Genomic DNA, 13,881 nt, shown 5'->3' on the forward strand with positions numbered 1-13,881 from the left:
CTCCTCGGCTTTGCTTCCAAGTCTGAACTTGGCAGGTGGACCAGACGGCTCATTTGTGTTTGCTCCTTTAAATGGTAAAGGCGGTAATTGGTCAACGGCGTTTACATATCTACTGAACAATTAATAAATGCCAAGTATTAAAAGGATCATGGTCAAGATATCGTTTAATACTCAATGAAAAAACAAGTTACAGGCTGGCGCAGTGTTCTATCAGTGTCAGCCTGTTTTTTATGTTCTTTACTTGTTGCAAAACGAGTGAATTATCCCTCCATCTTCTGTATTCCAAACAAGAAAACCGCTGCTCCCTATAAGCATTTCATCCAAAACTTGCATATATATGTTCGATAGCACAAATTAAATCATATCAAAAGTTTTAAGCTGTCTGCTCGTTGAAACTTTAAGTAAAGGAGAGTAGGAAAGGTGAAGATAACTCCTTTGAAGCTGGAGGGGGCCCGTCTGCTGGAGCCGATAGTTCACGGAGACCAACGTGGTTTTTTTATGGAAAGTTACAACGAACAGGTTATGCAAAATAATAGCCTTAACTTTCAGTTTGTCCAGGATAATCAGTCCTTATCAGCTCAGCCGGGTGTGCTGCGAGGTCTGCACTATCAGTTGAATCCTAAGGCGCAGACTAAACTGGTGCGGGTCCTGTCTGGGGCTATCTATGATGTTATTGTGGATGTACGCCGCAGTTCACCGACATTTGGACTGTGGCAGGGTTTTATCTTGAGTGAATTTAATCACCGTCAGCTGCTGGTGCCGAAGGGATTTGCACACGGCTTCTGCACGCTTGTTCCCAATACCCAAGTCATGTATAAAGTGGACGAATATTATTCCCCCGAAAATGATCGCGGCATATTATGGAATGACCCTGCGCTTGGCATTGATTGGCCAATCTCCAATCCGGTTTTGTCGGAGAAGGACCAGCGGCATCCGCTGCTGCAGGACGCGGAACTGAATTTTGACTAATCGATGAATGTGAATGAGGGGGACCTATTCATGAAACTGCTTGTCACCGGCGGCGCCGGATTTATAGGCAGCAATTTTGTGCTTTATATGTTGAAGGAGCATCCAACCTATGAAATCATAAATGTGGATGCTTTAACTTATGCGGGCAATTTGGAGAATTTAAAATCCATTGAAAGCCACCCGAACTATACCTTCGTTAAGGCGGACATTCAGGATGCAGCGGCGATGGATGCACTCTTCCAGCAGGGAATCGATATAGTGGTTAACTTTGCAGCTGAATCGCATGTGGATCGGAGTATTTTGGATCCCGGGATATTTGTGACAACCAATGTTATGGGTACCCAAGTGCTGCTTGATGCAGCGAAAAAGTACGGCATTACAAAGTTTGTTCAAGTATCAACAGACGAAGTATATGGAACGCTTGGCGCAACGGGTCTTTTTACGGAAGAAACACCTCTGGCTCCGAACAGTCCTTATTCGGCTTCCAAAGCCGGCGGGGATTTGCTGGTGCGGGCTTATCATGAAACGTTCGGGCTACCGGTGAATATCACCCGCTGCTCCAATAACTATGGTCCGTATCAATTTCCGGAGAAGTTAATCCCATTAATGATTTCCCAGGCGCTAAATGATCAGCAGCTCCCGGTCTATGGGGATGGTCTTCATATTCGTGATTGGCTCTATGTGGAGGATCACTGCAGCGCGATTGATCTGGTCATCCATGAGGGGGTAAACGGCGAGGTATATAATGTTGGCGGCCATAACGAACGGACGAATATTCAAATTGTAAAAACAATCCTGGCAGAGCTCGGCAAACCGGAATCACTGATAACATTCGTTAAGGACCGTCCTGGTCACGACCGCAGGTACGGCATTGACGCTGCCAAGCTTACGAACGAGCTCGGCTGGTCACCCAAACATAATTTTGAGAGCGGCATTAAAGAGACGATTCGATGGTATTTGGAAAATCGGGAATGGTGGACCCGGATCCAATCGGGTGCTTATCAAACATATTATGAAAAACAATATGGCACCCGACTCGGTGATCAGCCATGAAAGTGCTGGTAACGGGCGCTGGGGGACAACTTGGCAGGGATGTCGTTTTAACCTTCTCGGCCGCCGGCAACTCCGTTCTTGGATGCGATCGTGTGGAGTTGGACATCACCAGCCAGGAGCAGTGTGAGGAAGTTATAAGCCGGTTTAAGCCGGACGCAGTTATTCACTGTGCAGCGTATACGGCTGTGGATGCAGCCGAAAACGATATAGATACGGCTTATCTGGTGAATGCGGTAGGGACACGAAATGTAACGATGGCGGCTGAGAAAAACGGATCCAAATTGATTTACATCAGCACGGACTATGTTTTTGACGGTCATGCCAAGCAGCCTTATCAAGAGTATGACAATACGGATCCTCAGTCGGTTTACGGTAAAGCCAAACGGGCTGGAGAAATTATGGTACAAAGCTTGTCTTCCCGGTATTTTATCGTGCGTACCTCCTGGGTTTATGGCTTGTACGGCCCTAATTTCGTCAAGACGATGCTACGTCTGGCCCAGGAAAAACCGCTCCTTCAGGTCGTCAATGATCAAACAGGTTCGCCGACCTATACGGTGGATCTCGCAAACTTTCTGCTTGAGCTGTCCCAAACGGAGAAATATGGTATTTATCACGCGTCTAACAGCGGTTCCTGCAACTGGTACGAGTTTACGAAAGCCATTCTAGAAGACGGGGCCGAGCTGGCGGGATTAACTTTTACAGCCAGACTTGAGCCTTGCACCACCGAGCAGTTTCCGCGTCCCGCCCCGCGCCCGAGTAATTCGGTGCTGGAGCATCTTTCGATCCGTACAAACGGATTTCAGGATCTCCGCCATTGGCGTGAAGGACTAAGGGATTTTTTGCGGCTAATGAGATCCAAGAATTAATTCGGCATAGAACGGAATGGCTTTTACTTCTTTTCAAAATAGGCAACAAAAGGCTTCTCAGAAGGGGCTTTAAAAGAATGAATATACACTTGAGAATAATGTCTCCTATAAAGAGACATTATTCTTTTTCAGACGCACTAAATGCTCTCGCATGTCAACTTTATAAGTTAATTTAACGGGATTTTTACGAAAATTTAATGTACATTTGACACGGACACCACTTCCAAAAGGTGGCGGGTTATGTTATGATGTAAGCGTAACCAATAGGGGTTGCAAAATCACTGTAAGTCATCCAAGGAGGATGAAAAGCCATGCTGGCAGCCATTAAAGAAATCAAAAATTTTGTAACGGGAGTACGCGGGGAACTGAAAGAAGCCGGGGATGAGGAATACCGGAAAATCGAGTTCGGCACGGAACGTCTTTTGCATACGCCGCAGCCGCCTCACGGCCTGACTTCCATGGAGGAATCCCGGATCAAACAGGTCATCTATCATTAAAATTCCGATTCCACAGGGGCGTCGACCCTGCAGAGAAAACATCATCTATACCACTACCACGATTTGAATTCCCTTTTCGGGCCAACTAACATATAAGTATTTACAGACCGCCAGATTTGGAACGAAGGTTCCGCATCGGAGCGGTCTTTTATTATTTTGCGGCCGCCCCCGGAACCGGCCGGGCTTATGCCTCATATGCTGGTTTATAACCAGAAAAGAGAAGGTGCGTAAAATGATTTTCAAGGCGGATGACCTGCATCCCTACGCGAATACATTCGGAAATTTACGTTCGGTATCGGCGGCGGGCGAGGTGCTGGATCAGGCGGTCGGCGAAGTGACGGGGAACGGCAGGCTGGATAAAATTCTGCTGACCGGGAGACGGACCGAAGACAGTCCCTTTGTGCAAAATATTACGCTCACCGTGAAGGAAGGCGGCACTGGCCGGGAACAGATCATTAAACTGCCGGAACCTTCAGGCTACAATCCGAGAATGGTGCTGGCTGATTTTACCGGTGCCGGTTATAAGGATATTTTGGTGCAGATCGATTCAGGCGGTTCAGGAGCATTTACGTATGATGACGTCTACCATTACCAAAACGGGAAGTTCCGGCATATTTTCAACTCGGAGCATTTCAGCGGGCAGTGGAAGTATACGGTTGATTTTCTGCCGCGATACAAACTTCGAGTAACCGCTCAGGAGACCGGCGACACTTATACGATCGATATAAGCAATAGAGGAAAAGAATATCTGGACCAAATCTACAAGCCGGACGGCTCTTTGATCAAACCCGTTCAGGGATTTGTGGATCCGGTCAGCGGGCTATATCCCGTGGATACCGACAGGGACGGCAAATATTCGTTAATGGCTTTCCAGGGCGTCAGCGGCCTTTATCATGCGGATCGTTACGGCTATATAGTCAGTATTCTGACCTGGAACGGCCACGGCTGGTCGCTGCAGGATCAGTGGTTTGCGATGAACGGCATGTAAGCAGAGCCCTCGAATCTCTTGAATCACCCGTATCAACCGTATCTCCTATTCTCCTGAATCTCCCTTTTCTGCAAACTCGGCACCCGCCAGATGCTATGATATAATTGATATAATCATGTTCATTTAACCCGATTACGGATAAGGGAGAAACCAACTCTATGAAAATAAGAAAAGCCATCATTCCGGCCGCGGGCCTCGGAACCCGTTTTCTGCCGGCCACCAAGGCGATGCCGAAGGAAATGCTGCCGATCGTCGACAAGCCGACCATCCAATACATCATTGAAGAAGCGGTGGCTTCGGGCATCGAAGATATCATTATCGTTACGGGGAAAGGCAAACGTTCCATCGAAGACCATTTTGATAATTCGTTTGAGCTGGAGCATCACTTATCGGAGAAAAGAAAATGGGATCTGCTGGAGGAAGTCCGCAAGCCGTCCAACATGGCCGACATCCATTACATCCGGCAAAAAGAGCCGCGCGGCCTTGGACATGCCGTTTGGTGCGCGCGCAAATTTATCGGGGACGAGCCGTTTGCCGTTCTGCTTGGCGACGACATTGTAGAAACGGAAGGAACGCCGTGCCTGAAGCAGATGATGAACGTGTTTGAACGTTACGGCCGTTCGGTCGTCGGCGTCAAGCCGGTGCCGCATGAGCAGGTGTCCCGCTACGGTATCGTGGATGCCGATCTGCTGGAGGAGCGCGTTTACCGAGCGAAACGTCTGGTAGAAAAACCTGCGCCCGAGCAGGCGCCTTCGAATCTCGCGATTATGGGGCGGTATATCCTCACCCCGGGCATCTTTGACGAGCTGGAGGCCCAGCAGGAGGGTGTCGGCGGGGAAATCCAGCTGACGGATGCCATCGGCCGTCTCGGTGAAAAAGAAAGCATCATGGCCTACCATTTCGACGGGGAGCGCCACGATGTAGGCGAAAAGCTGGGTTTTATCGAAACCACGATTCATTATGCGCTGCAGCAGGAAGATATGCGGGAGAAGCTGCTGGAGTATATGCAAAATATCGTAAACAAGACGTATGCCTAACGAAAGATTAATAAAATCAATTCAAATCAAACCGAAAACGAAGAACCTACAACGCCGTTCGGGCAAAGTTAGGCTGGAGGCCATGGATCATGAAACGATTGTTATGTCTTCTCGGCGTGGCTGCAGCCGTGTTTCTGCTTCTGCTTTCGGGAAGCAGCCTTGTATTTTCCACCGAGGGACTTGCGCTTGATGACGGCGGCTTTACGCAGTACAAGGCGGTATCCCATGCGATGGGTTCCATCAACGGGCTGACCTACACCAATAGTTATGAAGCGTTTATTGCGAGTTACGCTGAAGGCAACCGGGTGTTTGAGATGGACATGCTGTTCACCTCGGATAAAGACGAGCGGCTGATCGGCCGCCATGAATGGGGCGCCAGCTTTTCCAAAATGATGGGACAGCAGGGAGAGCTGCCAGCGGATCGGCTGGATGCCCGTTTTACTTATGAGGAATTCCGGCAGGCCAAAATCCAGGGCAGGTATGATGCCTTAAGCTGGGCGGATGCGGTGCAGCTGCTCCATGAGTATCCCGATATTTACATTGTGACCGATACCAAGGAGATTGAGCCGGAGCGGATCCGCCAGATGTTCAGCACGATTGTGAAGGAAGCGAACGAGGTGGATCCCAGCGTGCTGAACCGGATCGTGCCGCAGATTTATAACGAGCCGATGCTCGCCGAGGTGAAAGCCGAATACGATTTTCCTCAAATTATTTATACCTTATATGTGTCCAAAGATACCGATGCCCAGGTCGTGGACTTTGTACGGAATAACGACATTGCGGCGGTGACGATGTCCAATACCCGGGCCAACCGCAAGCTGATCTCCGATTTAAGAGATTTGGGGGTTCCGTCCTACGTCCACACCATCGATAAAATGAGCGACGTTTTGAAGTTTCAGGCGATGGGAGCTTATGGCTTTTATTCCGACGATTTATCGGAGAAAGAGCTGCGGAAGCCCGCTTGGAAGGTTTTGCTGGGATTTTGAATTTCTGTGAAAAAATGCTCTGCCGCATCTCCGGGCCAGCCTGGGACGGCAGGGCGTTTTTGTTCCCCTTTTTCATCCGAAATACGAACATTGACACTCTCCGGTGCGTAGCATAGACTAGGAAGTAGTTTCTGATTTGGACGATTTTTAGCTTATTATACGCTGGAGGAATTCGACGTTGAAATCGATGATTGGCACGTGGCGGCACGTGTTTAAGCTGGACCCCGACCGGAGCCTGACGGATGAGCAGCTGGAGGCGGTATGCCTGTCCGGGACGGATGCCATTATGCTCGGCGGCTCCAGCGGACTAACCTATGGGAATACCGTGGATTTAATGTCCCGGGTCAGACAGTTCGAGCTTCCTTGCGTGCTTGAGGTTTCCGATTTGGAAGCCGTCGTGCCGGGTTTTGATTTATATTTGATTCCGATGGTGCTGAATGCTCCGGATGCGGACTGGCTGATCGGCCGGCACAGCGAGGCGGTTGACCGCTATGGTTATTTGATACCCTGGGACATGGTCGTGCCCGAGGGTTATATCATTTTAAATCCCGATTCGACAGCCGGAAAAATAACCGGAGCGGACGCCGGCCTGCCGGCTTCGCGTGCCGCGGCCTACGGACAAGCCGGGGAACGGCTGATGTCGCTGCCCGTGATTTATGTCGAATACAGCGGCAAGTTCGGAGATATGGAGCTGGTGGCCGAAGTGCGGCGTTCGCTGGACCATTCCCGCTTGTTTTACGGCGGTGGGATCGTGGATGCGGCGACGGCGGCTCAGGCGGCCGCGGTCAGCGATACGGTGGTGGTCGGCAACATCGTTTATAGCGATTTGGACAAAGCGCTGGAGACGGTGCGGGCGGTTAAGGCAAAAGACGTTTATAAGCAAAGCACGTTTTAATGATGTACGTTCGATGATCTAGGATTTATGCAATTAGGAAAGGGGACATTCACATGTCTGTTGATATAGAACAAGCGATACAGAAGCTGAATCCGGAGCAGAAGAAAGCCGTAGTGGCGACCGAAGGTCCGCTGCTTATCATGGCCGGCGCGGGCAGCGGCAAGACGCGCGTGCTGACGCACCGCATCGCTTATTTGATCGGAACCCGCAAGGCGCCGCCTTGGGCGATCCTCGCGATTACTTTCACCAATAAAGCCGCCCGGGAGATGCAGGAGCGGGTTTCCAGCCTGGTCGGTCCTGAAGGGCGCGACATCTGGGTATCCACCTTCCACTCCATGTGCGTGCGTATCCTGCGCAAGGATATCGACCGGATCGGTTTCACGTCGAACTTCTCTATTTTGGATTCGACCGATCAGCTGTCCGTGATCCGCAATTGTATGAAGGAACTGAATCTCGACACGAAAAAGTTTGAGCCGAAGGCTATTCAAGCCATGATCAGCGCGGCGAAAAACGAACTAATCACTCCTGAGCAGTATGAGCAGAAGATCGGCGATTATTTGCAGGACATTGCGGCCAAAGTGTACAAGATGTACCAAAGACGGCTTAGAAGCAATAACTCGCTTGATTTTGACGACCTGATCATGAAGACGATCGAGCTGTTTAAAGAAGTACCGGAAGTGCTTGACTTCTATCAGAAGAAATTCAAATACATCCATGTCGACGAATATCAGGATACGAACCGGGCCCAATACATGCTTTGTAAAATGCTGGCCGACAGCCACCACCGCATCTGCGTGGTGGGCGACAGCGACCAGTCCATCTACCGCTGGCGCGGCGCGGATATTTCGAATATCCTCAATTTTGAGGAGGACTATCCGGAAGCAACTACGATCATGCTGGAGCAGAACTACCGCTCCACCTCCAATATTTTGAATGCGGCCAACGAGGTGATCAGTCAAAATGGCGGACGCCGGCCGAAGAAGCTGTGGACCGACAAAGGCGAAGGCCCGAAAATCAAAGTTTACCGCGGCGATTCGGAGCATGACGAGGGGTATTTCGTGACCTCCGAAATCCATAAAAACATTAAAAACGCAAAATCCTACCGCGATCATGCGATCCTTTACCGGACCAACGCCCAGTCGCGGGTAATAGAAGAAATCCTGATCAAATCGGATATTCCGTACCAGATCGTCGGCGGCATCAAGTTCTATGACCGCAAAGAGATCAAGGACCTGCTGGCCTACCTGCGCCTGCTGTCCAACCCGGATGACGACATCAGCTTGACCCGAATCATTAACGTGCCCAAACGGGGCATCGGGGATACGACCGTAGCGAAGCTGGCCGCAGCGGCGGCGGAACGGAACACCTCCATCTTTAAGGTACTCGAATATGTGGACGATCTCGGCTTTGCGGGCCGGACCCGCAACATGCTGGTCGAGTTTTACGACATGATCGTGTCGCTCTACCGGATGGTCGAATTCCTGTCCGTCACCGAGCTGACCGAAAAAATGCTGGAACTGACGGAGTACCGGATGGAGCTGCAGCGGGAGAACACGCTCGAATCCAAGTCCCGTCTGGAAAATATTGACGAGTTCCTGTCCGTAACCCAGGAATTCGAGAAAAACAACGAAGACACATCGTTGGTTGCTTTCCTGACCGATTTGGCGCTGATCGCCGATATCGACAGCATGAACGATGAGGAGCAGGAAGCCGACTCCTCCGATGCCGTTGTGCTGATGACCATGCACAGCGCCAAAGGCCTGGAATTCCCCGTCGTGTTTATCATCGGGATGGAGGAAGGCGTTTTCCCGCACAGCCGGGCTTTCCTCGACAACGAGGAGCTGGAAGAGGAACGCCGCCTCGCTTATGTGGGCATTACGCGGGCGGAGGAGCAGCTCTTCCTGACCTGCGCGCAGATGCGCACCTTGTTTGGCCGCACGACGGCCAACCCGCCTTCCCGGTTCCTGGAGGAAATTCCGGAGGAACTGAAGGAAGGGACCGACATCGCCCGCGACCGGTACCGGCGCGGGGCGAATAATGGCGGCGCCTTCAGCGGACGCGGCTTCGGCGGCGCAGCCGGCGGCAGCAACTTCGGTGCCGCCAGAAACAGCGCTGGCGCTCCAGGCGCTGGCCGCGGCTACGGCGCGGCGCCCGGCACAGGCGCTACCGCGCGCCCGCTTGGCGGCGGCTCGGCCCCGGCGGCCGGCCGGCCGGGCGTAACCGTGACGACCGGTGCCTCAGCCGCGCCGGCCGCACGCGCCGCAGGTGCCCCTGGCGAATTCAAAGCCGGCGATAAAGTATCGCACGGCAAATGGGGCACCGGCACGATCGTAGCCGTCAAAGGCACCGGCAACGACATGGAGCTGCAAATCGCCTTCCCGGCTCCCGTGGGCGTGAAACGCCTGCTCGCCGGGTTTGCCCCGATCACCAAGGTGGAAGGCTGATCGGACTGTTTTTACCAGCTTGCGCTTTAACGTTTGTAATTGCGTTTTTCCCCGTTATCGTCTCCTGCTCTCGGGTTAGATCCCGGGACATTGGCGAAACTAACAAATAAAGAGTTTGAACGGTGAGGTTCTGCTCTACTTATAGCTGCAACAACGATAAGGAGATGTGCTGGTTCAGCAGTCTCCTTATCTAATATTTTTTTCATTAAATTTTGATTACATATATGGAGGGTTGTCCCCGCATGGATCCAATGCAGAGGATGGAAGAGCTCGTAGAGGAGCTTGGCAAATACAACTATCATTACTACACGCTTGATGAGCCGCTGGTCAGCGACAAGGAATACGACGCGCTTTACGATGAACTGGTCCGGCTGGAGGCGGAGAGCGGCATCGTCCTGCCGGATTCGCCCACGCAGCGGGTAGGAGGCGAGCTGCTAAGCGGATTTACGCCGCACCGGCATCTTGTGCCGCTTTGGAGTCTGGATAAAGCCCAGAACGAAGAGCAGCTCCTGAACTGGAACAACCGTGTCGTTAAGCTGACAAGCGACTATAATGCCAAAAATCCCGACACGCCTCTTCCGCCGCTTTCCTATGCGGTTGAGCTGAAGTTTGACGGCCTTACTTTGAATTTGACCTATACGGACGGCAAGCTGGTGCAGGCTTCCACGCGCGGCAACGGAGTTGTGGGGGAAGGCATTCTGGCCCAGGTGAGGACGATCAAGTCCGTGCCGCTGACCATTCCTTTCCGTGACGGAACGATTGAAGTTCAGGGCGAGGGCATCATGAACCTGTCCGTGCTGGAGGCGTACAACAAACAGGCTGCCGAGCCGCTGAAAAATGCCCGCAACGCCGCAGCAGGCGCCCTCCGGAATCTCGATCCGAAGACGACTGCCAAACGGAAGCTGAGCGCTTATTTTTATAACGTAGGTTACGCCGAAAAGATCACCTTCCGAGATCACCGCGAAATGATGGATTTCCTGCGCGCCAATAAGTTCAAAGTGAATCCGTTTATTTCCTATTTCGATGACTTTAGCGAAGTTGCCGCCCAGCTTCAACAAATTCAAGAGCAGCGTAATACGCTGGACTATTTGATCGACGGAGCGGTCGTTAAGATTACCGATATGCGGACCCGCGAGGTACTAGGTTATACGGACAAATTCCCGCGCTGGGCCGTGGCCTACAAATTTGAGGCGGAAGAAACGACAACCGTGCTGGAATCCGTAACCTGGAACGTAGGACGCACCGGAAAAATCACGCCCCTCGCCCGCGTAGAACCCGTGGAACTGGCGGGGGTAACCGTTCAAAACTGTACCCTGAACAACGTAGGGGACATCGAACGCAAAAACCTGAAATTTGCGCTTGGCACACGAGTATTTATCCGGCGTTCCAACGACGTCATCCCGGAGATTCTCGGTAAAGTAACGGAAGATAACGACGGGGAAGAAATCGTTTATCCGGAAAATTGCCCGGCCTGCGGTTATCCGCTCCAGCAGCGCGGCGCACATCTGTTCTGCGACAACCGTTTCGGCTGCCGTCCGCAGATCGTAGGGCGAATCACGCATTTCGCTTCCCGCGATGCGATGGATATCGAGACCTTCAGCGATAAAACGGCCGGCCAGCTGTATGACGAGCTTGAGCTTAGGGAGCCTGCCGATTTGTACAGTCTGGAATATGACAGTTTATTGAAGCTGGAGCGTTTTGGGGAAAAGAAAGCCCGCAATCTGCTGGACGCCATCGAAATCAGCAAAAGCCGCGACCTCGCTTCTTTCCTGTTTGCATTAGGCATTCCGAATACGGGCAAGTCGACGACCAAGCTGCTGGCCGATCATTTTGGCTCTCTCGACGCCGTGATGGCGGCGGATGTGGAGGAGCTGACCGCACTGCCTGATATCGGCGGGATTGTGGCCGAGTCGATCGTAAGCTTTTTCGCCGATCCGTTTAACCAGGCCTCCATTCGCAAAATGCTGGATCTGGGCGTGCAAGCCAAGGCGCCTGAACAGGCTGAACCGGCCCGCACTGATTCCTACTTCAGCGGCAAAACCGTCGTTCTGACCGGAACGCTCCATAAAATGACGCGCGACGAAGCCGCCGAACGGCTTGAGGCTTTGGGGGCCAAAGTGACTGGCAGCGTCTCCAAGAAAACGGACATCGTCATCGCCGGCGAAAAAGCCGGCAGCAAACTCGCCAAAGCCCAAGAATTGGGCATAGAGGTCATTGAAGATGAAGACGAGTTGATCCGTCTGCTAGAGTCTTGATCGGGGAGCGGCCGCTTCACTATGGAACTTGAAAGAGTCGTTAAAATCTTGAAATAAGAAAAATCGCTGAGCAGAAGATCTGCCCGGCGATTTTTTTTCAGATGCAAAAGTGTCCCGGACTTACGTATTCGAAACCCAGCCGTCTTTGTCATAACCCCGTTCTTCCCAATATCCGATATGCTCTTCGGCGATCAGTTCGATCCGGTTCAGCCATTTGACGGATTTATAACCATACATTTTTGGGGCAATCAGCCGAACGGGCCCGCCAAGATCGCTTGGAATCGGCTGGCCGTCATGCAGCACGGCTACCATCATATCGTCGAAGTTCGCCTGCTGTAGACTCAGACAATCCGTGTAAACGCCGTCCCCCGAGTAAAATTTAACGAATTTGGCTTCTCCCCGTACGCCCGCCATTTTCAGCAGTTCCTTGAGCGGAAGGCCCTCCCACGTATTTTGGTAGACCGACCAGCCGGTGACGCAGTGGAAGTCGCTAACCTGAACCGTCCGGTGAAGATTGTTAAACTCCTCCCAATTCCAGTGGAACGGCTTGTTAACCAGCCCGTCAATGGTGAAAGACCAGTTGTTGTTATCGAAAGCAGGAATCTCGGTAACGGTGTACACCCGGAATTCCCCTTTGGCGCCGCCGCCAACGGGAGGAAGCGATTTTGGAGCCGGAGAAGGAGGGGGAACCATCCGATTGGCATCATTGGCCAACAGGTCCTCCATCGATTCGGTTTTCCATAAATCTTTTCCTATCCATTTCAGAAAGGGAGGACCAAAGATAACCGCTATAATGCCGGCTACGGACCATTTTAGAAAAACGCGGCGCGAATATAAAGGCCTTTCATCCTCCAAACCCAGTTTGACGGTTTTTTCCTCGATCTTAACCGCTCTGCGTTCGGGTTGTTCTTTGAGCCATTTTAAACGGGTTACAGAGTGATAGATAATATAAGGAAGGCCTACCCAGGTAAGGATATCGTGGACCACCAGTGCAGGATTCGTCCAGGAAGGACCAAAAAGCTTAAGCAGCCACAAGATGATGCCGGATAATAACCAGCCAACCAGCAAGGCCAGTACAAAAATGACATTTGCTTTTTGCTTCGGTCTGCCGCGCAGCTGTTTCCAGTGCTTGCCCGCAAGAAAAAGGTAATAAACCACCGGCGCGATAAGCAGCAGGCCGACATAGATGTGCACATATTTGATCCAGACGCGTCCCCCGCCGAGAGCTTCCCGCCAATAGCCGCTGACAAGGATCAGGCCTGTTATGGCCAGGACCAAAACAATCCAAGCGTTCCAGGTATGGATAGACCGAAGTTTCTTACCGTAGCCTTTTCTGAGTTTAGCAAGCCAGCTAGCCAAATACGTGACCTCCATTTCGCTATTAAAAATTTAATATGTAATTTTAAATACATCCTTCACTTATTATACGATGGAAATGAGCGAAATTTCCAACTTATGTATAGAAGCTTAAAAAATATTAGGTCTTTCTTTGCTAAAACCTATTGGTAAAAAAGGCCTGCAAAATAAATGTCGAATTAAGTTGCCAAGCGTGTAGATCCGTGATATATTATTACTTGTCGCTTCGAAAGATTATCAAACATTGCTAAACAATGTCGGAAAAAGAAGTTGACATGCATTCGCTAAGTTGATATAATATTTAAATGTTCGACAATGAAATATGAAAAACAAGTTCCTTGAAAACTGAACAAATGAATCACGTTAATGTTTTAAGATAGTCAGATTCAAAATGAGCTAAACAAACACTTTGAATGGAAAACCTACCGCCTTCGGGTGGCAGGAACCTTCCATCTTTTATGGAGAGTTTGATCCTGGCTCAGGACGAACGCTGGCGGCGTGCCTAATACATGCAAGTCGAGCGGAGTTAATCGGG

At 51.1% G+C, this 13,881-nt stretch carries 11 protein-coding genes and 1 rRNA gene; 11 read left to right on the plus strand and 1 reads right to left on the minus strand.

Going from position 1 to position 13,881, the window contains the following annotated elements:
* The first annotated feature begins 420 nt into the window (after positions 1–420).
* From rfbC to ligA, 10 genes are all read left to right on the plus strand, one after another.
* Positions 421–969 (plus strand): dTDP-4-dehydrorhamnose 3,5-epimerase, encoded by a 549-nt coding sequence (rfbC, locus tag AC3ZPD_RS15375; RefSeq protein ID WP_490985149.1) that lies wholly within the window; start codon positions 421–423, stop codon positions 967–969.
* Positions 970–999: 30 nt separating this feature from the next.
* Positions 1,000–2,022: a dTDP-glucose 4,6-dehydratase gene (gene rfbB, locus AC3ZPD_RS15380; protein WP_490985150.1), complete on the plus strand. Its 1,023-nt coding sequence runs from the start codon at positions 1,000–1,002 to the stop codon at positions 2,020–2,022.
* On the plus strand, positions 2,019–2,888 hold the full coding sequence (rfbD, locus tag AC3ZPD_RS15385; RefSeq protein WP_490985151.1) for a dTDP-4-dehydrorhamnose reductase: 870 nt from the start codon (positions 2,019–2,021) through the stop codon (positions 2,886–2,888). Before rfbB ends, rfbD begins: the two co-directional genes overlap by 4 nt.
* A 311-nt stretch (positions 2,889–3,199) precedes the next feature.
* Positions 3,200–3,385: a hypothetical protein gene (locus tag AC3ZPD_RS15390; RefSeq protein WP_490985152.1), complete on the plus strand. Its 186-nt coding sequence runs from the start codon at positions 3,200–3,202 to the stop codon at positions 3,383–3,385.
* A gap of 232 nt (positions 3,386–3,617) precedes the next feature.
* Positions 3,618–4,373, plus strand: coding sequence for a YybI family spore inner coat protein (locus AC3ZPD_RS15395; RefSeq protein WP_490985153.1), 756 nt, complete (start codon positions 3,618–3,620; stop codon positions 4,371–4,373).
* A 158-nt stretch (positions 4,374–4,531) separates the two neighbouring features.
* A complete protein-coding gene (galU, locus tag AC3ZPD_RS15400; protein WP_490985154.1) occupies positions 4,532–5,410 on the plus strand; it encodes a UTP--glucose-1-phosphate uridylyltransferase GalU in 879 nt (292 codons plus the stop codon).
* Between the two features lie 89 nt (positions 5,411–5,499).
* On the plus strand, positions 5,500–6,396 hold the full coding sequence (locus AC3ZPD_RS15405; RefSeq protein WP_490985155.1) for a phosphatidylinositol-specific phospholipase C/glycerophosphodiester phosphodiesterase family protein: 897 nt from the start codon (positions 5,500–5,502) through the stop codon (positions 6,394–6,396).
* 187 nt (positions 6,397–6,583) lie between these two features.
* Entirely contained in the window at positions 6,584–7,291 is a 708-nt protein-coding gene (gene pcrB / locus AC3ZPD_RS15410; protein ID WP_490985177.1) for a heptaprenylglyceryl phosphate synthase, read from the plus strand.
* 53 nt (positions 7,292–7,344) lie between these two features.
* Positions 7,345–9,735, plus strand: a complete 2,391-nt coding sequence (gene pcrA / locus AC3ZPD_RS15415; protein WP_490985156.1) for a DNA helicase PcrA — start codon at positions 7,345–7,347, stop codon at positions 9,733–9,735.
* Positions 9,736–9,977: 242 nt separating this feature from the next.
* A complete protein-coding gene (ligA, locus tag AC3ZPD_RS15420) occupies positions 9,978–11,990 on the plus strand; it encodes an NAD-dependent DNA ligase LigA (protein ID WP_490985157.1) in 2,013 nt (670 codons plus the stop codon).
* A 120-nt stretch (positions 11,991–12,110) separates the two neighbouring features.
* On the opposite strand, the gene AC3ZPD_RS15425 is transcribed toward ligA, so the two are convergent.
* Positions 12,111–13,349 (minus strand): molybdopterin-dependent oxidoreductase, encoded by a 1,239-nt coding sequence (locus AC3ZPD_RS15425; RefSeq protein ID WP_490985158.1) that lies wholly within the window; start codon positions 13,347–13,349, stop codon positions 12,111–12,113.
* 452 nt (positions 13,350–13,801) lie between these two features.
* Between AC3ZPD_RS15425 and AC3ZPD_RS15430 the strand changes: the two genes are divergently transcribed.
* Positions 13,802–13,881, plus strand: a 16S ribosomal RNA gene (locus AC3ZPD_RS15430); the annotation flags it as partial.

The sequence above is a fragment of the Paenibacillus mobilis genome, from assembly GCF_058267595.1.